The sequence below is a fragment of the Halobacteriovorax sp. RT-2-6 genome, from assembly GCF_047085025.1.
GTDB lineage: Bacteria > Bdellovibrionota > Bacteriovoracia > Bacteriovoracales > Bacteriovoracaceae > Halobacteriovorax_A.
In genome coordinates, this window is record NZ_JBKIYH010000001.1 from 388,659 (window position 1) to 412,844 (window position 24,186).

Consider the following 24,186-nt stretch of genomic DNA (forward strand, 5'->3'; position numbering starts at 1 on the left):
TCAAATGAAAGAAGGGAGCGCAGGCTCCCTTTTCAATTATAGATATTCGATTTTAGTTACTGAAAATAAAAAGACGTCCTCTTCAGTTTCGACCATTGTCTCTACTGAGGAAATTGAAGGCCTACGGCCCTTATAGTACACATCGATCATACCAGCGTTTGTAATCGCATAATCAAGTTTTGAATATTTAAAAAGTTGAGTTACAAGTCCACCAGATCCACTTAAGTAATAATTTGTATACGCAGATGATCTTGTATAGTCGTAGCCAAGATCATGAGAAACATTCTTAATAAGAAAGTTATCACCTTCTCCAACATTGCAATTGAAAACATTCAAACTATTGTTCCATTCAAGAACTTGTGTAACTTCACATTCAGCTGAAATAACAATTTCATTTGTCAGCATATTTGTAATTTCAAAGTCAAATTGAAATCTTGCCGTAGACTTGGCACTTGCATTCGAACTAATAAAAATAAATGATAAAAGTAGCGTCAAAATTATTCTATTCATAAAAACTCCCTAATGAAAATTTAAAGATAGGTTATAAATTTTGAAATGAATAGAATATATTCAGGATATGAAAGTTGGAAAAACTCTCCCCGATTTTGTCACACGAGTAACAAATTTAGACACAATTAAATAAAATCAGTCATTTATATCATCACTACCAGGATTAAATAGATTGAAATTGAGCACTAAAGTAACAACATCTTCATCAGTATCTTCAGAAACTATCTTTTTAAAATCTTCAAAAAATCTCAAGTAAAGAGCAATGATTTGTTGTCTTGCAGATTGGCTTGCATTAAAAACCATAGAACCGTAAGCATCTTTTTCTGACTTATCCTTTATATTTGCGATGGCCTTTTCAAGCCAGAACTTACGAATATCATTCATTTGCTGACGGCTACCTCGATCACTAATTTTAATTTTTCCAGCACGATAGATTCCATCGACTTTTTCAATCAATTTATTATTTTCACAAATAACTAGAATATCATTAACTTCTTTTATACTAAGGCCTGTGGCCTTTGCTAGAAACGAATCCTGATGAAAGCTAAGTTTTTTATATGCAGGTAAATCCAAACAAATAAGAACAACTCCAATATTTGGGTTATCAAAATAGTGCTTAGTAATCTCAAGGCGCATCTTATTATAATTATCGAGGAGTGGAATTGACTTCTGTGAAGTTAATTCGAAGACAAGGGCCATCGATTCCATCTCATCAAGTCCAAATACGATTTGTAAGAAATCATTTAAACACAGTCCTGTCTCGCCACTTTTTAAACGTCTTAATTTTGATGTAGTAATGCCACATGAGCTAGAGATGTCATTTAAGGATTTATTACTAAAAATAAAATCAAGTAATTTAGATGGCTCTTGTAAGGTATCTTGATAACGTAAATAGGACAAAAGAATATTTTTAAGATCAATCTTAAATATGTCACACAAAGATAAAAAGTCTTCCCATGAAGTCTTTGAATGACCTTTTTCCCAACGATGGACAATATTAGAGCTGGCGCCTAATTTCTGATTAACCCATTCTTGGCTTTTGTCACCACGAATTGATCTTATTAACTGTTGTGATAATTCATCAAAATCAAAATCTGTCGTAATACTCATAATCTCTTATCGACAAATTTCATTCATATTTAAGTGAAATATTGGATAAAAAAATGCTAGGGCCTAAGCTCTAGCATTTCCTTTATAACGTCTTATATGAAGGATAAATATCTTCGTAAGAGTTTACACCGTGATTACTATCGCGTTTAAAGATATCCTTACGCTTTAGATCCTTAACATTTTCATAGCCGGCCGCTGCAACAATTTCTCTTACCGCTTCTAAAGTGGCGTGATGAAAGTTTGCAACACGCTTACCTTTTTGATCCACATTAAGACCTTTAACGAGATCAGGGTTTTGCGTTGTGATACCAACTGGACACTTATTTGAATTACAAGTAAGAGCTTGAATGCAGCCAATTGCAAGCATCATTGAGCGCGCGCCATAACATGCATCAGCACCAAGTGCGATGGCCTTTACAATGTCAAAAGCTGTAAAAATCTTTCCAGCGGCAATGACTTTGATTTCATCCTTTAGGCCGTATTCAGTTAAAATATTAACGACAGCTGTTAGGCCTTCAATTAAAGGTGTTCCAATTGAGTCAGAAAACTCTAAAGGGGCAGCACCTGTTCCTCCCTCGGCACCATCAACTGCTATATAATCAGGATAGTTTCCAAGCTCTTTAAAGGCCTCAACCATTTCGACAAACTCGTCTCTACGCCCAAAACATAATTTAATACCTACTGGCTTGCCTCCACTTAACTCCCTTAAGCGTTGAATGAAAGCAACCATCTCTGTCGCATCTCTAAACTCTTTGTGAGATGGAGGTGAGTCAACCTCAGTGCCCTGTTTAACTCCACGAATACGTGCAATTTCAGCAGTATTCTTTCTGGCCGGCAAAATCCCCCCATGCCCAGGCTTTGCACCTTGAGAAAGTTTTAACTCAATCATCTTCACCTGATCCAATGTGGCCTTCTCTTTAAAGCTCTTATCACAAAAGCCACCTTCTGGAGTTCGTGCCCCGAAGTAGCCTGTTCCAATTTGCCAAATTAGATCACCTCCACCCTTTAGATGATAGTCACTAATTCCACCTTCTCCTGTATTGTGAGCAAAGTTATTAAGCTTAGCACCAAGGTTTAATGCTTCAACTGCACGCGAACTTAGAGAACCAAAGCTCATTGCAGAAATATTGAATATTGAAAGATTGTATTTCTGATCACAATGCTTGCTCCCAACCATGACTCTGAGATCTTTTTGGACTTCATAAAATTCTTTAGGATACATTGAATGATTGATCCATTCATAACCTGTTTCATAAACGTCTTTTTGAGTTCCAAAAGGTTTTGTACTAAGTGCTAGCTTTGCTCTTTGATAGATAACGTTTCTAGTTGTTCGTGGGATGGGTGTTCCATCTTCATCTGATTCAATAAAGTATTGATAGATCTTAGGCCTTAAATCTTCCATAACATAACGAAAGCGTCCAACAACAGGATAGTTGCTCTTTAGTGTATGCTCACTTTGCACTAAATCGTAAAAACCCAGTAAATAGATTGGGACTAAGATTAAGTACTGATAGTAGAAGAACTCATTAAAAAAGACCCCAGCAAATATCGTTGCCACGTTTGTAATAAGAAAAAACAACCAAAATAATTTACGTGGACTAACCCCGCGACCAAGATAGGCCATAGATACCTCATTCGTAGTGAACAAATTATGTTTTAATTTGTCAGTTTTTTACTATTTATGACTTACTTATCGTCAACATTTACATTTGTTTTACAATGAAATTGCTCGTGAATTGTTAAGATTAGTTAAACACAAACACGAGAGACACCTATGTGCAAAAAGACTTATTCATTAAAAAATCTAAATAAAACAAATACACTCTTTCTTTTAATCACACCACTAATTGCTATTGCAGGAACAATTGCATGGCTTAAAATTGATGGTTTTGATTGGAGAATTTTAGCGTTATCGTTAATTTTCTATATCGCAACAGGACTAGGAATAACGGCCGGATATCACCGACTATTTGCTCACAGGTCCTACCAAGCGAGTTGGCCAGTAAGACTTTTACTACTGATATTTGGAGCTGCGGCAGTACAAAACTCTGCACTTAAATGGTGTAATGACCACAGAGTTCACCATGGAAAAGTAGATACCGAACTGGATCCATACAATATCAATGAAGGGTTTTTCTACGCTCATATGGGCTGGATTCTACTTTTAGAAGATCAAAATGAGTACAAGTACTCTAAAGACCTTCTAAAGGATCCAATGGTTATGTTTCAACATAAATTCTATCTTGGCTTCGTTGCACTTTTTAGCTTTGCCCTGCCAGCACTCATTGGATACCTATGGGTAGGATCTTGGCTAGGTGGCCTATTTGTGGCCGGTGTTGCTAGAATTGTTTTTGTTCACCATTGTACATTCTTTATCAATTCACTATGTCACGTTGTTGGGACTCGCCCTTACGATAAAGGACAAACAGCACGTGATAGCTGGATTATGGCGCTTTTCACATATGGTGAAGGTTATCATAATTTCCACCACACATTTCAAACTGACTACAGAAATGGAATTAAATGGTATCACTTTGATCCAACAAAGTGGCTCATTCGATCTTTAAACTTCGTAGGGCTTACGTGGAATCTTAAGAGGACACGTCCTGAGTTAATTCAAGCCAAAATTCAGGCCTAAACGAAGCTTATATACCTGTTAAAGGCACACCAGAATAGAAATGGTGTGCCTTTTTTTTCCTCCACCATACCCCAGATAAAAACCTTGCTAAAATTGATATATGTTCGATTTAAAGCAAGAAGATATTGGTCATGACTTTATTCTCGATGAAGAGTTTTTTGAAAACTTTACTTCATCTCATACAAGAAAATCTTATCTAAATGATATTAACCAATTCTTATGCTGGATTAGTGATTACTATAAGCTTAATGACTACGATTCAATTGAGCGTATACATATCATCAAATTTAGAAATTACCTCTCTGAATTTGGAGGTCATAATCAAAACCCTTCAACACCAAAGACGATCAATCGAAAGCTTGCGAGTTTAAGTGCATTCTTTAAGTATCTCGTCGAGAAAAATCTACTTAAGGCCAATCCTGTCTCAAGTGTTAGAAGACCAAGAAGTGAAGTTAAATCCCCTACTAATGCCCTTAACAAGCAACAGGTTTTAGAGCTATTTTATCATATGGGACAAAATGAAAAGAGCAAGTATCTTCACTTAGCACTCTTTACAACGTTCTTTACAACGGGACTTAGAAAGAGTGAAATTTTAAATCTACGTTTTAAAGATTATCAAATACAAGGCGCTAATAAGATTCTTCAATATCGTGCAAAAGGTGGAAAGCTTGGTAAGAAAGTTTTGAATCCTATCGCGATAAAGGCCCTTGATGAATATATTGAATGGATGAATGAGAATGAACGAGACACAGCAGAAAATGACTGGCTTTTTCAACCAACTAGAAATCCAAGTGATCCAACAAATTTAAACAAACCTATAAACCCGAGAACAATTAATGAGCTTTTAGACAAGTATGCTCTTAAAGCAGGTATCGGATTTAAAATTACTCCCCATTCGGCCAGGGCCACTTTTATCGGAGAGCTCCTAGAAATTGGTGTCGATATCTACACAATTGCAATTGAAGTAGGTCACGCATCAGTGAAAACAACTGGTGAATACGATAAGAGAAGAAACAAAATTAAAGAATCTCCTACACTAAAATTAAACTGGGAATAAGTTAGTTTTTTTATTTCGCACCCCATTGTTCGTATATTTTAACAAGATATAGTAGTGTCAAAAATATTACGGCCACAATATATGGTATAAGCACATCGTGTCAAAGACTCCCCTTGCTAATAAAAATTAGATGACAGAATTTTTAAGACAGTATTTTTTTCTAAAAATAAGACTTGAAAAAGTGCCGAAACCCCTTGTTTAATGGGTCTAGAAAGACACATCAACCTGATCAAGTATAAAAATTAGCGGCCCTTAAAAAAAAAGAAATATCTATTGAGTCTTGTGTATTGAAATAGAAAGTAGGCAGTCATACACTGAATAAGAACAACACAACACGATCTTATTAAATAACATTTAAGAGATTTTATATTTTTTTTACTAAATATAAGTTGCATGTATTTAGCACACACACGCTATTGCAAAAGTTAAGGAGGAACTTGTGACTTCACCAATTCTAGCACAGAATGACGATAGATTCGTCCTTTTCCCAATCGAATACAATTCAATCTGGGAAATGTACAAAAGACACATGGCAGTTTTCTGGACTGCTGAAGAAATCGACTTGGCCCAAGATATTACTGACTGGGAAAAGTTAAATGACAATGAGAGACACTTCATTACTCACGTACTTGCATTTTTTGCAGCAAGTGATGGGATTGTTAATGAAAACCTAGCTGTACGTTTCTACAATGATGTACAAAACCCTGAAGCTAGATGTTTCTATGGTTTTCAAATTGCAATGGAAAACATTCACTCTGAAACTTACTCTCTACTAATTGATACATATGTAAAAGACGCTAAAGAAAAAGATCGTCTTTTCCACGCTGTTGATCACTTTGAGCCAGTTAAGAAAAAAGCTGACTGGGCAATGAAGTGGTTATACTCAAAAAATACATTTGCTGAAAGATTAGTTGCATTTGCTGCCATCGAAGGAATCTTCTTCTCTGGTTCATTTTGTGCAATCTTCTGGCTAAAGAAAAGAGGCCTAATGCCAGGTCTATGTACTTCTAACGAGTTTATTTCTCGTGACGAAGGTCTACACTGTGAATTTGCAGTTCTTCTACACTCACTACTTGATAAAGAAGAACAATGTAGCAAAGAAAAGATCAAAGAGATCCTTACTGAAGCAGTTGAAATTGAAAAAGAATTCATCACTGATGCAATTCCAGTTTCTCTAATTGGTATGAATGCAGACCTGATGAAGCAATATATTGAATTTGTAGCTGATTTCTGGATGCAACAATTTGGTCTAGAGACTCACTATGGTGCAGCGAACCCATTTGACTGGATGGAGCTAATTTCTCTTGAAGGTAAAACAAACTTCTTTGAGAAGAGAGTTTCTGAATACCAAAGACCAGGTATTCTTTCTGAAAAATCAGAAAACACATTCACACTAGACGCGGAGTTTTAAGAAATGTACGTACAGACAAGAAGTGGCGAGAGAGAGCCAATTAAATTCGATAAAATTACAGACAGAATCAATACACTTGCCTTTGGACTAGAAGGTAATGTTGATGCAACAATGATTACTCAAAAAGTAATCGAAGGTATCTACGACGGTATTACAACAACTGAACTAGATGGACTTGCAGCCGAAACAGCTGCATACCTTGCAACAAAGCACCCAGACTATAACGTACTTGCTGGACGTGTTGCAGTTTCTAACCTTCACAAAGAAACAAAAGGTTGTTTCTCTGAGAACGTTAAGGAAATGTACCACTATGTTAACAAGGCAACTGGTGAGCACGCTCCTCTTGTTTCAAAAGAACTATATGAAACAGTAATGGCAAATGCTGAATTACTAGATAAGACAATCGTTGATAAGCGTGACTTCAACTACGACTACTTTGGATTCAAAACTCTTGAGAAGTCTTACCTTCTTAGAATGGATGGTAAAATTGTTGAAAGACCAGGCCAAATGCTACTTAGAGTTTCTGTTGGTATCCACATGAATGACATGGATGCTGCAATTGAAACATATAACCTAATGAGCCAGAAGTTCTTTACTCACGCAACTCCGACTCTATTTAACTCGGGAACAACTAAGCCACAGCTTTCTTCTTGTTTCCTACTAACAATGAAAGATGATTCAATTGATGGAATCTACGACACTCTTAAGCAAACTGCACTGATTTCTCAGTCTGCTGGTGGTATCGGTCTATCAATCCACAATATTCGCGCAAAAGGTTCATTCATCAAGGGAACTAATGGTACGTCGAACGGAATCGTTCCAATGCTAAAAGTTTTCAATGATACTGCTCGCTACGTAGATCAAGGTGGTGGAAAGCGTAAAGGTTCATTTGCAATTTACCTTGAGCCATGGCACGCAGATATCTTCGAATTCCTAGAAATGAAGAAGAACACTGGTAAGGATGAGCAAAGAGCGCGTGACCTTTTCTACGCACTTTGGACGCCAGACTTATTCATGAAGCGTGTTGAAGAAGATGGACAGTGGTCACTATTTTGCCCACATGAGTGTCCAGGTCTAGCTGAATGTTATGGTGCAGAATTTGAAGCTCTTTACACTCGCTACGAGGCAGAAGGTAAAGCTAAGAAAACAATCCGTGCACAAGACCTTTGGTTTGCAGTACTTGAATCACAAACAGAGACTGGTTCTCCGTACATGCTTTACAAAGATGCAGCTAACGAAAAATCAAACCAAAAGAACCTAGGTACAATCAAGTCGTCAAACCTTTGTACTGAAATTCTTGAATATACAGCACCTGATGAAGTTGCTGTTTGTAACCTTGCTTCAGTTGCTCTTAACAAATTCGTTAAGACTGACAAAGATGGAAATGTAACATACGACCACAAACACCTTTATGAAGTTGTTTACCGTATGACGAAGAACCTTAACAGAATCATCGACATCAACTACTACCCAGTAATTGAAGCGAAGAATTCTAACATGAGACACCGTCCAATCGGTCTTGGTGTTCAAGGTCTTCAAGATACTTTCTTTATGATGAGACTACCATTTGAGTCTGAAGCTGCACTTCAGCTTAATAATGACATCTTTGAGACAATCTACTTTGCAGCTGTAACTGCTTCAAAAGATGATGCAATCATTGATGGGCCATACTCAACTTACGAAGGTTCTCCAATGTCACAAGGTCAATTCCAATTTGACATGTGGGGACATACTGCTCACTCAGGAAACTGGGACTGGGATGGACTAAAAGCAGAAGTTGCAAAGCACGGTGTAAGAAACTCTCTTCTAGTTGCTCCAATGCCAACGGCATCAACTTCACAAATCCTTGGTAACAACGAGTGTTTTGAGCCAATCACTTCAAATATCTACGTAAGACGTGTTCTTTCTGGAGAATTTGCAGTTGTTAATAAATTCTTAGTTCGCGACCTAATTGATCGTGGCCTATGGGATGATACTTTAAGAAATGAAATCATTGCTAACAATGGTTCAATTCAATCAATTGAAAGAATCCCAGAGGATTTAAAAGCTCTATACAAAACTGTTTGGGAAGTTAAGCAAAAAGCAGTTATTGATATGTCTGCTGGACGTGGCCCTTATATTGACCAAGGTCAGTCACTTAATATTCACCTTGAAAACCCTAACTTCGGGAAACTTTCTTCAATGCACTTTTACGCTTGGAAGAAAGGGCTTAAGACAGGTATGTACTACCTACGTTCACGTGCTGCAGTTAACGCTGTTCAGTTCACAGTAAAGAATGAAGGTAAGAAAACTCCTGAGCAACTTGAGCAAGAAGCGGCAGCAATGGTTTGTTCAATCGACAATCCAGAAGATTGCCAAATGTGTGGAAGCTAGAAGTTACATTAAAATTAAATTTGATCCAACTCCGGTTGAATCGAAGTGCTAGAAAGAGGGGCCAAGGGATTTGGCCCCTCACTACATTTAGAGCGATAATATGAAAATTGAAACAAATCAAAAACAAGATAACGCAAAATTTTGGCAAGAGGGATGGGATAAAGGCTTCACAGGCTTTCATCAGAGTGAATACAATCAGGCCATGATTGATTACTTCGGCGATCTTGATCTAAATGGAAAAACTGTACTCATCCCCTTATGTGGTAAATCACTAGATATGATCTATCTTGCAAATAAGGGGGCAAAAGTAATTGGCGTTGAAGTCGTTAAAGATCCTGTTGAACAGTTTTTTAACGAGAATGAAATTGAATTTAAAAATAATGATCAAGTCTATTGTTCTAAAGATGGAAAGATCGAAATCCATAACAAGGATTTCTTCAAGATCGAAGATTTAGGTAAAATTGATTTTCTCTACGACCGAGCTTCAAATGTAGCACTTCCAAAGTGCATGAGAGAAGAGAAGTACTACCCTACAATCAAGAGATTAATCCAAGAAGAGACAAAAATTCTATTGATTACAATGGATCATGATGGATCTCGTGACTTTGGTCCTCCTTATGCAATAAATAAAGAAGAAACAAAAGAGCACTACCCATTGATTGAGCTGACTAATGAAGATAGTTCTAAGGCAATGGAGCGATTCCAAGAAGAAGGAATCAAGAAAGTAAGACGCTATATTTGGGCCAACTAAAAAAGCGGGCCCAAAGTATAAGCTAAATTAGTAATCGTAGCTTGCAAGAAGTTTAAGACAGTCAGTTTCTGGAGATTCAAACTCAGCTCCGTCTGACTCAATACACTCTTCTAGCCTTCCTTTAAGTTCAATCGACATCTCTTGACGTTCTTCTTCTGTCACAACACCATCTGCAATAATGTGTCCAGCTTCTTCAAACTCATCAGTTGTTAATGCATCATTAATTGATTCAGTCGTCGTAACAAATGGTGAAATTGTTAAAATAGTTGAAAGCTCTCTCTCAGAAACACCATCTGAATGAGCATTTAGACTTAAAAGTGTCATAACGATTAGTGCGATATTTTTCATAAACTCTCCTTTATAAACGTTTTCGTTTGTTGATATCTTTAATTAATTCTTTCGTTGTTTTTATATTCAAAGCGACTTCTTTAATTCGCTCAACTCTGTGCATAAAGTGAATACGATAGAATTGATCAATTCTATTTGTGACATCATTTGCCTTAGGTTTCTTTCCTTGTCTTAAGAGTAAATTGCTCTGTCGATACCAATCCTTATACTCGCTAGCAAGAGCTTCAAATTCATTGGCAATAGATGCGTTTTCATTTTTTGAAGCAAGCTCGAGTAAATTCATATTTTCTGTCGAAAAGGCCATTGTTTCTAGAAACACAAATGCATGTAAAACTGAGGTATCATTAGAATCTTGACGAGAATGACGATGATGAAACATCTGCGCTTTAGCGGCCCTTAAACTAGGTTCAAGTAAGAGATAATCTTCAAAGCTTTTGACATCAAGTAATGCAAGACTCTCTAAAACCTTTTTTGATTTCTCTTTTAAAGTACGACTCTTTTTAGTACTTACATATCCACTCTCTTGTAATTCTTCTAAAAGACCCTTTGGAGTAGAAATATTTGAGCGCAATTTAGTGTGGCCAAAAGCTGCTCTTATGAGCTTGTATGATTCTGTCGCACAATTTGCAGAAAAGAACTTGTAGCGTCCCATATCTTTGTTCTTATATAGATTAAGCGCATGAGAGATAAATCGTCTCTTATCACGTCCTGTTACATTCAGGTCGTATTGGTAGAGGTCTCTAAATTCTTCATAATTATATTTTTGTTTAACTTGGGCAAGTGACATGAAATCAATCTTTGCAGCATAACCACCAAAGATACCTTTGAAAAAACCAGGAGATAAATCATCAACATCGGCCGCAACACCAAGAACAAATTCGACCTGATCTCTTGTTGGACAATTCTCTATATCTAGCTTACATGCAGAAACATAGAACATACTGTGGCCAAAGCGGCTCATTGCACTCTTTCCATTAGAGGCCATAAGGTATGAAATCTTAGTTATACGATTCGTATAAAAACTAATTTCAACAAGGCCCATTTGATTAAAAATAAATGTTGAAAAATGATTATCACACTTACTTGATGTGGGCCTTATACCTGTAACATCGGCCATGAATTCATAAATAGCAAAACGCTCACATTTAAAATTTTCATCGAGATAAAAACTTTCTAAGACTGAAGAAAACTCTTTAGCTGGTGATTTGAAATCAGATTCTAGATTAAGAGACTTGTAAATAACTTGCCTCTTTCTTACGCCCCCATGATGAATCGAACGTATACTTCTTTTCCAATTTGTCAGTGAAAGAAATTGATCCCTATGGGCCTCACTTAACTTACGAAACTCTAGTTCTCCAGCAATAGCTGGCACTATCATTAGGCACATGATGAGTGTCGTAAATAATTTAGAAGTTAGACGTAATTTCATAATTACTATAATTACGCTAAATTAAGGCCATTCTGTTAAGAAATGAAAGAATGTTAGAGGCCGTCTACTCTCTAGACGGCCATTAAATATATGAAATTATAGAATTTTTAGTTCGCGTTAGCGCTTGCTTGAACAAAGCTATAGTAGAAAACCGCGTTTGGATCATTAGAGACTTTCTTTAGCTCAATTCTCATCTCATCAACTGTCTCTTGATCCACACGTCCTTCTTTTACAAGTTGAGGGGCCGCAGACAAGAGAAGCTCACACCAATAATCGATGAATTCCTTTCTCTTATCGGGACGTCGATTATCAAGGTGCCACGTCTTTGATTCCACCTTAATATTTCTAAAACCTTGTTGCATAAGAAGGTTTCCAAGTTTAGCACCAATAAACGGGTCACCGCCCATATCGTATTGATAGTCATTAAAGGCCTGCCAATACTTCCAAGTATTTGGAGAATATGGATCAAGAAGAAAACTAGAATTCATAACTTCAGTAATATAAATACGCCCGCCAGGTCTAAGAACTCTTCTTGCTTCAGAGAGAACCTTTGCTGGTTCAGGCACATGCTCAAGAATCCAACACAGAAATGCTCCATCAAACTTACGTGAATCAAAAGTTAAATTTGTTGCATCCATCTGATGCAGTTCAAAACGATCCTTAAAAGCACCATTAAGAGTGCTCCCGAGAAATTCCTTTGCAGAGGCAAGCTGATGTTCACTGCGGTCGACGCAAGTAATGTGCATATCAGGAAATCTTCTTAAAAGTATTTCCGTTTGAGCACCAACGCCACATCCAATCTCAATTAATTCCTTTACCCTCGAAAGATTTACATCCTTATAAACAGTTTGTTCTGCAAAACGGGCCTGAGCACGTAAGCGATCCTGTTCAGTTTGGTCAAAACCATGAAGATATGGAAACTCGCTAGGATTTACATTATTATTTTCATTATTATCAGACATAGATTACCTCAATAAAGTTTGGGTTATTATATCATGAATGGCCCAAGCGTGATAGATTTGCTAAGTTATGAGAAATCGTTTTCGGAGTAAATTATGCAGTTAATATTAGGAAGTTCATCACAGTTTCGCCAAGCACAATTAAAACAGCTAGGCCTAGAATTCACATGTATTTCACCAAATATTGATGAAGAGGCCATAAAAACACAAGGCCTTACTCCACTTGAGGTTTCTCGTGAATTATCTCTACAAAAAGCACAAGAGGTTCTCAAAACTAATCCTGAATCAATTATCATCGGTGGAGACCAAGTCCTAAACTTCAATGGAGAGATTTTTAATAAGCCAAAAACACCAGAAAATGCTTTTAATCACTTAAAGCGCCTACAGGGTAGTACGCATGAGCTCATTACAAGCATTGCTGTCATCTCAAAAGAAAAGCAAGTGATTGAGACTGTCGTCTCTAAAATGAAGATGAAACCATTAACAGATGAACAGATCAAGCGCTATATCGAAATTGATGAGCCACTATGGAGCTGTGGTGCTTATAAACTTGAAACACTTGGAATCGCGCTTTTTGATGAAGTCGAATGTCCAGATCACTCTTCAATAATCGGGCTACCACTTATATCACTCTCAAAAATCTTAGAAGATTTCGGTATCAAGGTTCTATAAATAACTGAAAAAACTAGTAAAACAAATATCTGACTAAATAACTCCCTCAATGTTACCGATGAATAATTGGTATTGATAAATATGAGGGAGTTATCATGATGAGAAAGAGTGCAATAGTTGCTCTTATGGCAACCAGCTTATTCGTTTCGAGTTGTACGAAAGACTATGCAGACATAAATAGAAAAATATCATCAGTAAGTCTCTACGGCCCAGAGGTCGAAACCTATTATGATCATGAAGAATTAGAAAATTATCAAAATAGAATCGAAGAAATTCTAGTCTGGCGCCACAACGCTATTGATTTCATTATCGACATACAAGAACAGAAAGTCTTAAAGAGTAGTCAAATCACTACAATGCACGAAGAAGGAACTGAAACCTACAAACGATTTAGAGATTCGGTATGGCCAAAAATTGATGAAACCAAATGGATTGTTGATCGCTATAACGAAGTAATTATCACAACAGATCGTCCATCAGAAATTTTAAAGAAGAAAAAGAAAGTAAGAACGAATCATAATCAAAAAAGAGATGCCCACGAAAATTATCGTTGGCAGAAATACAAAGAGATTACAATTAACCCAACTGATGAATTAGGTAAGGCCCTTATCTATGACATGAAGATGTCTATCGCTACAGCTCTTGTTATGTACGATAATTACATGATTGTACTTTCACAAATACAAGAGATGAAAAAGATTCGCCACCTCATTAACTACGATAATGCTGAATTAAAAAATCAACTAGCAAAGATTACATTTAGCTACAACAAATATGACAATTACAATCGCGTTGAACGAGGCTTAGAACAATACCAAAACCTTCTAAAGTTCTATGCTGAAAATAATATTGCAACAGACCGTGCTAATTACTACCTAGATTCTCTCATTCAATCATCTATTAGTTTTGATAAATTAAATAAGGAATTTAAAAAAGGAATTCTTGGCAGAAAGATTTCGATGATCTGGCGCTATATTGGCGACTACTTTAAAGAGAGTAAAAATAATGCCACCCATGTTATTTCAAAAGGTTTTGGAAACACTGCAGGCCTTGTTCAAACAAGACGTGGAAAGCTTTATGATCCATCTCCAGAAAAAATTCAGGAGCTTGAGGCACAACTACAACCTCTTGATGTTTTACTAGAAAAGACACCATTTAGACTTACAGATAAATTCATTCCTGGTCACTGGGGACACGTTGCCATTTGGACTGGAAATAAGGCCCAGCTTCAAGAATTAGGAATATGGGATCATCCTGAGGTCGTCCCTTTCCACGATGAGATCGAAAATAAAGGAAAGCGCATTATTGAAGCACTTAGACCTGGTGTTCAGTACAATACTCTTCATCACTTTATGGACATTGATGACCTAGCAGCTGTTCGCTACCAAAGAGAGTTAACTCGTGAGCAAAAACAGGATTACTTAATCAATGCTTTCAAACAAGTTGGTAAGGTCTATGACTTTAACTTTGATGTTGAAACCGATGAGAGAATTGTTTGTTCAGAACTTGCTTACGTCACTTTTGATGATATGGAGTGGCCTGTGGCCAAGGCCGCTGGACGCTATACAATCTCACCTGATAACGTTGGTGAAAAAGTTGGAGATGATAAATCATTTACAACAGTTCTACTGATTCACGACGGAAAAGAAGTAGCAAAGGATCTCAATGGAAACTTTGCTCAACTTATGAAAGATAGTACTTTAATTAAATAGATTACAATCGATTTAAAACAGAGAATTTCCAAGCTGGGGAATTCTCTGTTTTTTCAAAGAATACCTCATCACTTACACTAAATTCACTTCGGTCAAACTCAGGAAAGAACACATCGGCCTCTCCTTCAAAATCAACTTCAGTTAAATAGATTCTATCAACCATTGGTAGGTAATATTCGTAAATGAATGAGCCACCAATAACCACGGCCTCTTCTACTCCTGCAGCTTTTAAATTATCTAAGACTTCTAGTGGATTAGAAAAAACTTCGCAACCTTCTATCGTTAAAGAAGGATCACGAGAGACGACAATATTGCGTCTCTTTGGCAGAGGCCTGCCGATTGAATCATAGGTTTTTCTTCCCATAATAATCGGCTTGCCACTTGTTATTTTTTTAAAATTTTTAAGGTCCTCGCTAATATGCCAAAGCAGATCATTGCCCTTGCCTATTTCACGATTCTTCCCTATTCCAACAATTAACGAAAGGATCAAACTGAAACCTCTCCTGCAATATGTGGATGGGCCTCATAGCCTTCAAGCTTGAAGTCTTCATAAGTAAATTCAAAGATTGATGTGATCTCTGGATTTACCCACATCTTTGGAAGTGGATGTGGCTCACGCGTTAGCTGAAGCTTTGCTTGATCCAGGTGATTTAAGTAAAGGTGAGCGTCACCCATTGTGTGAACAAAATCACCAAGCTTAAGACCTGTAACTTGCGCTAGCATCATTGTGAATAATGCGTATGAAGCGATATTAAATGGAACACCTAAGAAGATATCTGCAGATCTTTGATAAAGCTGACAAGATAATTTCATATCAGGTGAAACATAGAATTGAATAAATGAGTGACACGGTGGAAGTGCCATATTATCAACATCGGCCGGATTCCATGCAGTTAAAATATGACGACGAGAAAATGGATTTTCACGTAAACCTTTTACAAGATTTGCAACTTGGTCAACTTCGTCTCCATTTGGAGTTTTCCAGTGACGCCATTGGTATCCATAAACAGGTCCAAGATCACCGTTTTCATCTGCCCATTCATCCCAGATGCGAACTTTATTTTCTTTAAGATATGCAATATTTGTATCACCTTTTAGAAACCAAAGAAGTTCATGAATGATTGAACGAAGGTGACATTTCTTAGTAGTAACTAAAGGAAATCCTTCTTCTAAATTATAACGAGCTTGATAACCAAAAACTGAAATTGTTCCCGTACCTGTGCGATCTTCTTTCTTTTGACCGTTTTCAAGCACGTGTTTCATAAGATCTAAGTATTGTCTCATCCGTGTGTCTCCCAAGGTTGTGTGTGTTTTCTCTAAACTCAATTATAACGAAATAAGCACGATTTTAATAGCTTGCAACTCGTCAAAAAGGCCCATAAAATATTACAAATAAGGAAATATATTATGATAAAAATAGGATTAGAGCGTCTAAGAGATGACGCAAGTTTACAAAATAAAATTACAGGAAATATTGCATTACTTTGTCACAGCGCAAGCGTCGATACAAACTTCAAGGTCGCCCCAATTATTTTCAAGGAAATTTTTGGAGATCGATTCAAAAAATTATTTGGCCCTCAACACGGCTTCGTTAGTGACGTACAGGATAATATGGTTGAGACTGATCACTACACTCACCCATTCTTTGGTGTGCCAGTTTACTCACTTTATAGTGAAACAAGAAAGCCGACTTCTGAGATGCTTGAAGGTATTGATACTTTTGTTGTGGATCTTCAAGACGTTGGAACACGTGTCTACACTTATATTACAACAGTTACATATCTACTTGAAGAATGTTCAAAGCACGGTATTAAGGTCGTTATCCTTGATCGTCCTAATCCTGTGGGACTTGAAAAGATAGAAGGAAATATATTAGAAACTGAGTATAAGTCATTTGTAGGTGCACTAGAAATTCCACAACGCCATGGACTTTCAATGGGAGAATACGCACTCTTGGCCAAAAAAAAGCTAGGTATTAACGTTGAACTTGATATTATCGAAGTTGAAGGGCTAACAAGAGCAATGTTTTGGAAAGACACAGGACTTGCCTGGGTTAATCCATCTCCAAACCTACCAACACCTGAAGGATCACTTACATTTTGCGGAACCGTTCTTTATGAAGGAACAAACTTAAGTGAAGGACGAGGAACAACTCGCTCCCTTGAAGTTGTTGGCCACCCAGCAATAGAAGCCTACTCTTTTGTAGACTCACTTAAAGAGACACTTAATGAAATTGATAACGGAAGCTTTATTCTACGTCCGGTAAACTTCATGCCGACTTTTAATAAACATGCAGGAAATGCATGTGGCGGAGTTCACATTCACGTGACGAATGAAAAAGAATTCAATTCATGGCAAGTTTCTCAATATCTTTGTCGTGAGTTTAAGCGCGCCCTAGGAGACAAATTCCAGTGGGATGCTAAAGACTATGAATATGCGTTTGGCAAGCTGGCCATTGATCTTATTAACGGAAGTGAATTTGTCAAAGACTGGGTAGAGCGTCTAGGTAGCATGAGTGAACTTCGTGAGTTTGAAATTAAAAATCATAAAGAGTACTTAGAAGAAATTGAATCAATAAAAATTTATAAATAAAAATGGCCTCTTTCGAGGCCTTTTTTATTAATTATAAGTTTTCATCTGACCAGACTTAAAACGTGTAATATAATCATCCGCTTTCGCTTTAAGAAGATTTGAGAAACAAACCATTCCGATAATATTAGGAAACGCGATTGAAAGAAGCATTAAGTCTGCAAAGTCTAGTACGTGACCAATTTCAAGAACTGGACCTAAAATAATAATAAATACGTAACAAAGACGATAGAACTTCACACTTCTAAAACCAATCCATTTCTCAAATAGAAATAAAGTTGCTCTCTCACCATAATAAGACCAAGAGATAACTGTCGAGTAAGCAAAAACACAAATGGCCATTAATAGACAATAAGGTGCCCAATCACCAAGAGTCGCAAAAGCATATGCCGTCATCTCTACACCTTTACCTGCAACACTAGGTTCAATGTGAGCGTTGGTAACAAGAAGAGTTAGGGCAGTAATTGTACAAACAATATGAGTATCAATAACTGGCCCAATCATCGCAACAACACCTTCTCTAACAGGCTCACTTGTTTTGGCCGCAGAGTGGGCAATGGCAGCTGATCCAAGCCCCGCCTCATTTGAAAAAGATGCTCTTTGAATCCCTACAAGCATAACAGCGAAAGCACCGCCAAAAACAGCGTCAGGTGTCATTGCCTCTCTAAAGATCATCGAAAACATATGAGGAATATTACTATAATTTGAAAGAATAATTGCGAGACAAGTAAAAACATAGAATGCGCACATTATTGGAACTAGCTTTGAAGTAACCGTTCCGATTTTTTTGATCCCACCAATAAGAACAACACCTGCTAAGAATGCAAGGATAATCCCTACGATCCACGGTGAAGTACCAGGGTGCTGGTCGGCAATAATTTTGAAAGTTTGGTTTGCTTGAAATAAGTTACCACCACCAAATGATGCTCCAATAGTCATTATGGCATAAAAGATACCTAGGAACTTCCCTACCCAAATGAGCTTAGTTTTCTTAAACATTTCAGTTAAGTAAACCATTGGCCCACCTAACATATCTCCATTTGAAGTCTTATGCTTAAACATCTGCCCAAATGTAGAAGAAGCAAATTTCATCGACATACCAAAAAAGGCGATAATCCATAGCCAAAGCACAACTCCTGGACCACCTTTACCAATGGCAAGAGCAACACCTGCAATATTACCAAGACCAACAGTTGCTGAAAGTGCGGATGTTAGCGCTTGGAAGTGAGTAATATCCCCTTCATCCTCAGGGTTATCATACTTTCCACGAATTACATCAATGGCGTGCTTAAAAAGTCGAATATTAATAAATCCAAGTCTTAGCGTGAAGAATACACCACCAAAGACCATGACGAACAAGATTAATGGCATATCAATAATTGGAATATTCCAAAAAAGAAATGGATAGTATTTTCCATTTATGACACCAAATATATTATTCACTTTATCTTGTAGATCAAGCTCGCTTTGAGCATAGTCTTGGGCGTAGGTACTTAGGGTGATGATAGAAAAAATAATCCCCATCAACGTGCGAGACATTGCGATTTTAATCATTAAACAATCCTTTGTTTTAGTTTACTCTCTCAAAATTCGTATGCGTTTTTTATTGTGTCACAGTAAATTTTATAGAAACTTTATTGATCTTGTCACCTTTTTTATTTTCGGGCCCATTAAAATCGTGTATTCTTATTTCTTATAAAGATTTAAAAGGAGTAAAAAGTGAGTAAGTTACCAACGCTTGAAGAAGCGATTGAAATCGTAAAACCACTTGTTAAGTATTCAACAATTGATAATCAAAAACATATCGATCTAACTGTTGCTACGGCCGATAAGAGATTTATTAGCCAGCAGGCGCTAATGGTTATTAAGACTTCAATCGAAGCAGGCCAAGCAGATGAAAAAGAAGTGAACGCTCGCCTAGGGCTTTAATCTTCAAATCAGTGCAGATTCTTGTCTAAGTCATGAGAAAGACCTACAGGAATCTGCGAAACTGAACCCACTCGCTTATTTTCTATACACCCTTGTAAGCCTTACACCAAACAAAGAATCCCAACCGCTTAAGTGCTAAAATAAACCTATGAAAGCACTACTACTAGCTCTATTCATTTCAACTCATACACTAGCGGCCATTCCACTAAGTGGAGATGATGAGAGATCAATTAACAATATCTCTAAGATGGCCATGCAGAATGTGCAGCTTAAAGAGATGACAAAAAAGCTAAATCTAGCAATTTTTGAATATGCAAAAGTTAGAGACCTAGCTGATCAGGACTACGCTTTAGAGTTAAATAATATTGCATCTGAGTTAACTCATTTAAATGACCACACAAGTGAGCTTTCACCAGAGTATTTAAAAGCATTAGAAGAAGATATTGAATATATCCATCAAGATTTAATCGAGATGAGATAACCCCTCCCCCCAAAGAAATAATAAGACAAAAAAAGACCGAATTAATTCGGTCTTTTTTTAATCAGCTCTTAAAAATTTTTGATAAATTAATCGATAGTCTTTACCAGAGTGATCACTAATGAAGATTTCACTTTGTTCGATGGCCATCCCGTAATAACGAGAATCCTTATTGATATCGAAACGATACTGATAAGAACGATAAAGGTAGTATTTAGAGTCGTTGTGCTTTGTATAGATACCTACATCAAATCGATCATCAGAAATGACATTATAAACGTAATACTGAGATCCAACTAATTGCTGAACTTTCGGTGGCGCACCGACATTATTGAGCGTGTAATCACATAGTGATGCCATATAGAGGTTATTTTCTGTTGGAATTTTAGTGATAAAATTCTTAACAACACCCTTCGTCCCCTTAAAAGTTGGAGTTGTATTGTAGTCATTAGGCACTTCAATATAAACACCGATATTTGAAATATCTCTTATCGTTGGGTCCCCATAAACTTTTTGACGACGTGAAAATATAAAGTCTTCTGAAAATACTCCACGTAAAATATTATCGTGATACTCTTCAAGTCCTTCACACATTCTAGTTAGTCGAGTTAAACTAACTTCACTTAAGGCCACATTCGATATCTGCAACGCCTCACCCGCACGGATTACACCACGATCATTTTGTTCATCCTTTCCATAATCTTCACAAGAAGATAAAGTTAAAACAAAAAATATAGGCCATAGTAAAACGACAAAAAGGCTCTTAAACATCAAATTCTCCAATAAAATAGATCGTTATATTATTCTAACGAATAAAAAGAAATTGAGTTCTGTTAATTTCTTACAATTAATCAATCGATAATGCGATAGTCGGCTTCAATCACATCTTTATCACTAGCTGGGCCTGTACCAGATTGATTTTGACCTGAGCGATAAGAGGTATGTTCATGTTGTTGGTATTTTTGAGTCGTCGGCTTAGAACCAGACAAAACGCCAGTGTTTCTAAGAATCTTTCTTATCTGAATAAAGATAAAATAAAAAATGGCGGCCTTAATTAATGCTGCAAACATGCTTAAAATCTAGCATAAAAGTAGCAAAAATATCATTAAAAATCTTAACTACGTGAAATTATTTTGTTATAGTGTGAGCGATTTCGAAATTATTATTTAAGCAGTAGGTATCATATGACAGAAAAACTGAATCTAGTTCACTGGGCCGACATGACGGCAGACCGCATCATTCGTCAACACGGCGATAAAAACGACTATGTAGTCGCAAGTGGGATCACACCATCAGGTGTTGTTCACTTTGGTAACTTTAGAGAAGTAATCACAACTGACCTTGTTGCTCGAGGCCTTCGTGCTCGCGGCAAGAATGTTCGCTTTATTTTCTCATGGGATGATTACGATACATTTAGAAAGATCCCAGCAAATCTACCAAAACAAGACGAATTAGCTCAGTACTTATTCCAACCAATCGTTGATACTCCAGACCCATTTGGAGAGCACGAAAGTTATGCCGCTCACCACGAGCATAATTTCGAAGAGCAACTTAAGAAAGTTGGAGTTGAAGTAGAACCAATCTATCAAGCAAAGAAATACCGCGCTGGTGATTATAAAGACCAAATCAAACTTGCACTTAATAAGAGGTTTGAAATTCGTGATATTTTAAACCAACACAGAAAAGAGCCGTATGGTGATGATTACTATCCAGTATCTGTCTACTGTGAAAAATATAAAACAGATAAGACGACAATCCTTTCATGGGATGGCGAGAGTAAGTTGCGTTATAAGCACAATGAGCACGACTATGAAGGTGAAATCGATATCAACACAACAAGTCTAGTGAAACTACCATGGCGTGTTGACTGGCCAATGAGATGGGCATTTGAAAAAGTTGACTTTGAACCAGGTGGTAAGGACCACTCTTCTCAAGGTGGATCTTTCACAACGGCCAAAGACATTGTAAAAATCTTTGATTGGGAAGCACCAATTTATCTTCAATACGATTTCGTATCAATTAAAGGTCTTGGTGGCAAAATGAGTTCATCAAAAGGTAACCTTGTTACAGTTAATGATATTCTAAAAGTATATGAGCCAGAAATGGTTCGTTGGATTTTTGCTTCTTATAAGACCAATGTAGATTTTGCGATCTCATTTGATTTAGATGTACTAAAGACTTATGAGGACTTTGATCGTCAAGAGCGTCTAGCTTATGGGCTTGAGCCAGGAAATGAGAAGAAAGTTGCAATGGCAAAGAGAGTTATTGAACTTTCTCAAATTGGAGAGCATCCAACTGAGTGCCCATTCCAACCATCTTTTAGACACCTTTGTAACGTTCTTCAAATTAATGATGGAAATATTGAAGCTGCACGTGCCTACTATGCTGATCAAATCAAAACTGAAAGAGACGAGAGACGCTTTAGAGAAAGAAGTACTTGTGCTCTTCATTGGCTACAAGAGAATGCTCCAGAAGAATTTAAATTTGCTATCAATAAAGAAGCAGTTGAAATGGAGCTAGAAAGTAATGTTCGTTCATACTTAGATAAACTTGTTTCACTATGTGAATCTGAATGGGATTCTATTGCAGACGATAAAGAATTCAATGATAAAATGTATGAGATTATGCACGAGCTAGAACTTAAGCCAGCAGATATCTTTGCACCGATCTATCAAAAACTAATTTCACGTGAAAAAGGCCCTAAGCTTGCTGGTTTCATCCGTACTATTGGGAAAGAGCGTGTAATTAAACTTCTTAAGTAAGAATACTTAAAAAATCTTTTTAAATACTAGGCCATCCTTTGCGATGGCCTTTATTTCAATTGGGTACTCTCTAAATTGTTTTAATCTTTTGGCGACTTCAAGGTCATTCTTTGATAATAAGCATAGTTTAAACTTTTTGCGATCAATATAGCATGAGCTTAAATGAGTATGTGCTATTTCGGCCTTTATAATCGCAAGGCCACACTTTCTGGCCTCACTTTCAAGTTCAAGCATTGTATTCATTATCGTTTTATAGTCAGAGACACTACGAGAAGAGCCTTTAAATATTTTTGACTCGAGAATGATATTTCCTTCCAGATGAAAGCGAATCTGCATCACTTCCCTTTTAATTACTCCGTATAGTGCATATGAGTGTCTTAATAATTTCTTGTCCCAACGAGTAGGGCCACAAACCATTTGATCATTACAGTATACCTGCTGCCCCACAGTTTTTAGGTTGACGTACTCATTACTTAAGGCGTGAATTTTAACTCTTTCAAAGAAGCTCATTTCCATAAATAAGTTTTCGGTGAAGTTATAGATCAATGTGAATAAATCTTAAATATTGGTCACAATGGGAAAAATAGTGGCATTAGGGGCCCAAAAATCTTGATTTTTTGTAAAAACTCCTCGATTTAAATGTCATTTTTTGTGAAAAATCTCAGAATTTCTTACAATGGGCCTAAATATTGCGCCTCTAAATTATTGAAATTGTCACACTTCTTCTTTGTTCATAAAACATAATTAACAAAATAAAAAAAAACGAGAGGGGTTTTATTTATGAAAAAATTTTTAGTTGCTGCTGCTTTATTCGTTACATCTGCAATGGCCATGGCCGAAACTTGTCATGTTGATATGGTTGCCAGAAATGGCCGCTCAATCGATAAATTCTCATCTTATGATTATGATTTTGAAGCCGCTTGCCGCCAGGCCCTTAGGCAATGTACACGCGAACAAGATAGAAGATCATATGATCCAGTTGTTTCAAGAGCAACTTGTAATGTAACTTCAAGAAGGCCAGTTCCACCACCACACCAGAGAAAAGAAGTTTGTTCATTCAACTTAGTTAACACACAAAACGGAAGAGTTGTTGATACATTTACAGCTCAAGCAAATAACGAGCACCAAGCTTGTCGTAAAGCAGATGATAAGTGTTTTGATGCAAGATACACAAAGCAAAACCCATGGAAATTCTCATGTGAAAAAATCCGTGGAGGTTCAAGACCAACACCAAGACCAAACCCAACTGTAACAAGATTTTGTACAGTAGATAGAATCGCAAATGGATCAATCTCAGGACGTGTCGTACAAACTTATACGTCAAGTGCAACTGCAATGTCAGCATACGAAGCAGAAAGCCGTGCTTGTCAAAAAGCAACAAGTGACTGTGCAATGGATGCCAGATATAGCCAACGTCGTGATACTTGTATGAGAAGATACTAATTACCCAATTTTTAT

Annotated in this window: 24 protein-coding genes; 12 read left to right on the forward strand and 12 right to left on the reverse strand. The window is 36.9% G+C overall.

Annotated features, from left to right (window positions below; all coding sequences use genetic code 11):
• Window positions 1-36: 36 nt before the first annotated feature.
• The 3 genes from ACMAYS_RS01760 to ACMAYS_RS01770 form a co-directional block, all read right to left on the reverse strand.
• Entirely contained in the window at window positions 37-510 is a 474-nt protein-coding gene (locus ACMAYS_RS01760; protein WP_103217268.1) for a hypothetical protein, read from the reverse strand.
• Between the two features lie 135 nt (window positions 511-645).
• Complete coding sequence (locus tag ACMAYS_RS01765) at window positions 646-1,620, reverse strand: DUF4423 domain-containing protein (protein ID WP_412462633.1); 975 nt, start codon at window positions 1,618-1,620, stop codon at window positions 646-648.
• Between the two features lie 82 nt (window positions 1,621-1,702).
• Window positions 1,703-3,244: an FMN-binding glutamate synthase family protein gene (locus ACMAYS_RS01770; protein ID WP_412462634.1), complete on the reverse strand. Its 1,542-nt coding sequence runs from the start codon at window positions 3,242-3,244 to the stop codon at window positions 1,703-1,705.
• Between the two features lie 150 nt (window positions 3,245-3,394).
• Between ACMAYS_RS01770 and ACMAYS_RS01775 the strand changes: the two genes are divergently transcribed.
• The 5 genes from ACMAYS_RS01775 to ACMAYS_RS01795 all read left to right on the forward strand — a co-directional run bounded on the left by ACMAYS_RS01775 (window position 3,395) and on the right by ACMAYS_RS01795 (window position 9,850).
• Window positions 3,395-4,258: an acyl-CoA desaturase gene (locus ACMAYS_RS01775; RefSeq protein ID WP_392991886.1), complete on the forward strand. Its 864-nt coding sequence runs from the start codon at window positions 3,395-3,397 to the stop codon at window positions 4,256-4,258.
• A gap of 100 nt (window positions 4,259-4,358) precedes the next feature.
• Window positions 4,359-5,315, forward strand: a complete 957-nt coding sequence (locus tag ACMAYS_RS01780) for a tyrosine-type recombinase/integrase (protein WP_412462635.1) — start codon at window positions 4,359-4,361, stop codon at window positions 5,313-5,315.
• Window positions 5,316-5,754: 439 nt separating this feature from the next.
• Window positions 5,755-6,726: a ribonucleotide-diphosphate reductase subunit beta gene (locus ACMAYS_RS01785; RefSeq protein ID WP_233189698.1), complete on the forward strand. Its 972-nt coding sequence runs from the start codon at window positions 5,755-5,757 to the stop codon at window positions 6,724-6,726.
• A 3-nt stretch (window positions 6,727-6,729) separates the two neighbouring features.
• Entirely contained in the window at window positions 6,730-9,099 is a 2,370-nt protein-coding gene (locus tag ACMAYS_RS01790; protein ID WP_103217273.1) for a ribonucleoside-diphosphate reductase subunit alpha, read from the forward strand.
• Between the two features lie 100 nt (window positions 9,100-9,199).
• The gene (locus ACMAYS_RS01795; RefSeq protein ID WP_103217274.1) at window positions 9,200-9,850 is read left to right on the forward strand and encodes a hypothetical protein; all 651 of its coding nucleotides are present in this window, start codon (window positions 9,200-9,202) and stop codon (window positions 9,848-9,850) included.
• A 27-nt stretch (window positions 9,851-9,877) separates the two neighbouring features.
• Here ACMAYS_RS01795 and ACMAYS_RS01800 read toward each other — a convergent pair whose 3' ends face one another.
• From ACMAYS_RS01800 to ACMAYS_RS01810, 3 genes are all read right to left on the reverse strand, one after another.
• Window positions 9,878-10,198 carry a hypothetical protein gene (locus ACMAYS_RS01800; protein WP_103217275.1) on the reverse strand — a complete coding sequence of 107 codons (321 nt, stop codon included), beginning with the start codon at window positions 10,196-10,198 and terminating at the stop codon, window positions 9,878-9,880.
• A 10-nt stretch (window positions 10,199-10,208) separates the two neighbouring features.
• Window positions 10,209-11,627 (reverse strand): DUF4105 domain-containing protein, encoded by a 1,419-nt coding sequence (locus ACMAYS_RS01805; RefSeq protein WP_103217276.1) that lies wholly within the window; start codon window positions 11,625-11,627, stop codon window positions 10,209-10,211.
• A 107-nt stretch (window positions 11,628-11,734) separates the two neighbouring features.
• The gene (locus tag ACMAYS_RS01810; RefSeq protein WP_103217277.1) at window positions 11,735-12,589 is read right to left on the reverse strand and encodes a class I SAM-dependent methyltransferase; all 855 of its coding nucleotides are present in this window, start codon (window positions 12,587-12,589) and stop codon (window positions 11,735-11,737) included.
• Window positions 12,590-12,682: 93 nt separating this feature from the next.
• Here ACMAYS_RS01810 and ACMAYS_RS01815 point away from each other — a divergent pair, with 93 nt between their 5' ends.
• Both ACMAYS_RS01815 and ACMAYS_RS01820 read left to right on the forward strand, forming a co-directional pair.
• The gene (locus ACMAYS_RS01815) at window positions 12,683-13,258 is read left to right on the forward strand and encodes a Maf family protein (protein ID WP_412462636.1); all 576 of its coding nucleotides are present in this window, start codon (window positions 12,683-12,685) and stop codon (window positions 13,256-13,258) included.
• A gap of 95 nt (window positions 13,259-13,353) precedes the next feature.
• Window positions 13,354-14,970: a YiiX/YebB-like N1pC/P60 family cysteine hydrolase gene (locus tag ACMAYS_RS01820; protein ID WP_103217279.1), complete on the forward strand. Its 1,617-nt coding sequence runs from the start codon at window positions 13,354-13,356 to the stop codon at window positions 14,968-14,970.
• 1 nt (window position 14,971) lies between these two features.
• Here the strand turns inward: ACMAYS_RS01820 and ACMAYS_RS01825 are convergent, their stop codons facing one another.
• Together ACMAYS_RS01825 and ACMAYS_RS01830 are read right to left on the reverse strand one after the other, a co-directional pair.
• Complete coding sequence (locus ACMAYS_RS01825; RefSeq protein WP_392991877.1) at window positions 14,972-15,460, reverse strand: dihydrofolate reductase; 489 nt, start codon at window positions 15,458-15,460, stop codon at window positions 14,972-14,974.
• Window positions 15,457-16,254, reverse strand: coding sequence for a thymidylate synthase (locus ACMAYS_RS01830; RefSeq protein WP_103217280.1), 798 nt, complete (start codon window positions 16,252-16,254; stop codon window positions 15,457-15,459). The genes ACMAYS_RS01825 and ACMAYS_RS01830 overlap by 4 nt, the downstream gene beginning before the upstream one ends.
• A 123-nt stretch (window positions 16,255-16,377) precedes the next feature.
• Here ACMAYS_RS01830 and ACMAYS_RS01835 point away from each other — a divergent pair, with 123 nt between their 5' ends.
• Window positions 16,378-17,562, forward strand: a complete 1,185-nt coding sequence (locus ACMAYS_RS01835) for an exo-beta-N-acetylmuramidase NamZ domain-containing protein (RefSeq protein WP_103217281.1) — start codon at window positions 16,378-16,380, stop codon at window positions 17,560-17,562.
• A gap of 27 nt (window positions 17,563-17,589) precedes the next feature.
• Here the strand turns inward: ACMAYS_RS01835 and ACMAYS_RS01840 are convergent, their stop codons facing one another.
• Window positions 17,590-19,113: an alanine/glycine:cation symporter family protein gene (locus ACMAYS_RS01840; protein WP_103217282.1), complete on the reverse strand. Its 1,524-nt coding sequence runs from the start codon at window positions 19,111-19,113 to the stop codon at window positions 17,590-17,592.
• Window positions 19,114-19,278: 165 nt separating this feature from the next.
• Here ACMAYS_RS01840 and ACMAYS_RS01845 point away from each other — a divergent pair, with 165 nt between their 5' ends.
• The gene (locus ACMAYS_RS01845; RefSeq protein WP_103217283.1) at window positions 19,279-19,488 is read left to right on the forward strand and encodes a hypothetical protein; all 210 of its coding nucleotides are present in this window, start codon (window positions 19,279-19,281) and stop codon (window positions 19,486-19,488) included.
• Window positions 19,489-19,636: 148 nt separating this feature from the next.
• Complete coding sequence (locus tag ACMAYS_RS01850) at window positions 19,637-19,969, forward strand: hypothetical protein (RefSeq protein WP_103217284.1); 333 nt, start codon at window positions 19,637-19,639, stop codon at window positions 19,967-19,969.
• Window positions 19,970-20,026: 57 nt separating this feature from the next.
• Here ACMAYS_RS01850 and ACMAYS_RS01855 read toward each other — a convergent pair whose 3' ends face one another.
• Both ACMAYS_RS01855 and ACMAYS_RS01860 read right to left on the reverse strand, forming a co-directional pair.
• The gene (locus ACMAYS_RS01855; RefSeq protein WP_103217285.1) at window positions 20,027-20,737 is read right to left on the reverse strand and encodes a hypothetical protein; all 711 of its coding nucleotides are present in this window, start codon (window positions 20,735-20,737) and stop codon (window positions 20,027-20,029) included.
• Window positions 20,738-20,817: 80 nt separating this feature from the next.
• Window positions 20,818-21,036 carry a hypothetical protein gene (locus ACMAYS_RS01860; RefSeq protein ID WP_103217286.1) on the reverse strand — a complete coding sequence of 73 codons (219 nt, stop codon included), beginning with the start codon at window positions 21,034-21,036 and terminating at the stop codon, window positions 20,818-20,820.
• 114 nt (window positions 21,037-21,150) lie between these two features.
• On the opposite strand from ACMAYS_RS01860, the gene lysS reads away from it, so the two are divergent.
• Window positions 21,151-22,728: a lysine--tRNA ligase gene (gene lysS, locus ACMAYS_RS01865; protein WP_103217287.1), complete on the forward strand. Its 1,578-nt coding sequence runs from the start codon at window positions 21,151-21,153 to the stop codon at window positions 22,726-22,728.
• A 6-nt stretch (window positions 22,729-22,734) separates the two neighbouring features.
• On the opposite strand, the gene ACMAYS_RS01870 is transcribed toward lysS, so the two are convergent.
• Complete coding sequence (locus ACMAYS_RS01870) at window positions 22,735-23,244, reverse strand: hypothetical protein (RefSeq protein ID WP_146037802.1); 510 nt, start codon at window positions 23,242-23,244, stop codon at window positions 22,735-22,737.
• 264 nt (window positions 23,245-23,508) lie between these two features.
• Here ACMAYS_RS01870 and ACMAYS_RS01875 point away from each other — a divergent pair, with 264 nt between their 5' ends.
• On the forward strand, window positions 23,509-24,171 hold the full coding sequence (locus tag ACMAYS_RS01875; RefSeq protein ID WP_103217289.1) for a hypothetical protein: 663 nt from the start codon (window positions 23,509-23,511) through the stop codon (window positions 24,169-24,171).
• Window positions 24,172-24,186: the final 15 nt, after the last annotated feature.

Coding starts and splice junctions, on each gene's coding strand:
- ACMAYS_RS01760 (WP_103217268.1), bottom strand. CDS start 510: ATGAATAGAATAATTTTGACGCTACTTTTATCATTTATTTTTATTAGT.
- ACMAYS_RS01765 (WP_412462633.1), bottom strand. CDS start 1,620: ATGAGTATTACGACAGATTTTGATTTTGATGAATTATCACAACAGTTA.
- ACMAYS_RS01770 (WP_412462634.1), bottom strand. CDS start 3,244: ATGGCCTATCTTGGTCGCGGGGTTAGTCCACGTAAATTATTTTGGTTG.
- ACMAYS_RS01775 (WP_392991886.1), top strand. CDS start 3,395: ATGTGCAAAAAGACTTATTCATTAAAAAATCTAAATAAAACAAATACA.
- ACMAYS_RS01780 (WP_412462635.1), top strand. CDS start 4,359: ATGTTCGATTTAAAGCAAGAAGATATTGGTCATGACTTTATTCTCGAT.
- ACMAYS_RS01790 (WP_103217273.1), top strand. CDS start 6,730: ATGTACGTACAGACAAGAAGTGGCGAGAGAGAGCCAATTAAATTCGAT.
- ACMAYS_RS01795 (WP_103217274.1), top strand. CDS start 9,200: ATGAAAATTGAAACAAATCAAAAACAAGATAACGCAAAATTTTGGCAA.
- ACMAYS_RS01800 (WP_103217275.1), bottom strand. CDS start 10,198: ATGAAAAATATCGCACTAATCGTTATGACACTTTTAAGTCTAAATGCT.
- ACMAYS_RS01805 (WP_103217276.1), bottom strand. CDS start 11,627: ATGAAATTACGTCTAACTTCTAAATTATTTACGACACTCATCATGTGC.
- ACMAYS_RS01810 (WP_103217277.1), bottom strand. CDS start 12,589: ATGTCTGATAATAATGAAAATAATAATGTAAATCCTAGCGAGTTTCCA.
- ACMAYS_RS01815 (WP_412462636.1), top strand. CDS start 12,683: ATGCAGTTAATATTAGGAAGTTCATCACAGTTTCGCCAAGCACAATTA.
- ACMAYS_RS01820 (WP_103217279.1), top strand. CDS start 13,354: ATGATGAGAAAGAGTGCAATAGTTGCTCTTATGGCAACCAGCTTATTC.
- ACMAYS_RS01830 (WP_103217280.1), bottom strand. CDS start 16,254: ATGAGACAATACTTAGATCTTATGAAACACGTGCTTGAAAACGGTCAA.
- ACMAYS_RS01835 (WP_103217281.1), top strand. CDS start 16,378: ATGATAAAAATAGGATTAGAGCGTCTAAGAGATGACGCAAGTTTACAA.
- ACMAYS_RS01840 (WP_103217282.1), bottom strand. CDS start 19,113: ATGATTAAAATCGCAATGTCTCGCACGTTGATGGGGATTATTTTTTCT.
- ACMAYS_RS01850 (WP_103217284.1), top strand. CDS start 19,637: ATGAAAGCACTACTACTAGCTCTATTCATTTCAACTCATACACTAGCG.
- ACMAYS_RS01855 (WP_103217285.1), bottom strand. CDS start 20,737: ATGTTTAAGAGCCTTTTTGTCGTTTTACTATGGCCTATATTTTTTGTT.
- ACMAYS_RS01860 (WP_103217286.1), bottom strand. CDS start 21,036: ATGTTTGCAGCATTAATTAAGGCCGCCATTTTTTATTTTATCTTTATT.
- lysS (WP_103217287.1), top strand. CDS start 21,151: ATGACAGAAAAACTGAATCTAGTTCACTGGGCCGACATGACGGCAGAC.
- ACMAYS_RS01870 (WP_146037802.1), bottom strand. CDS start 23,244: ATGGAAATGAGCTTCTTTGAAAGAGTTAAAATTCACGCCTTAAGTAAT.
- ACMAYS_RS01875 (WP_103217289.1), top strand. CDS start 23,509: ATGAAAAAATTTTTAGTTGCTGCTGCTTTATTCGTTACATCTGCAATG.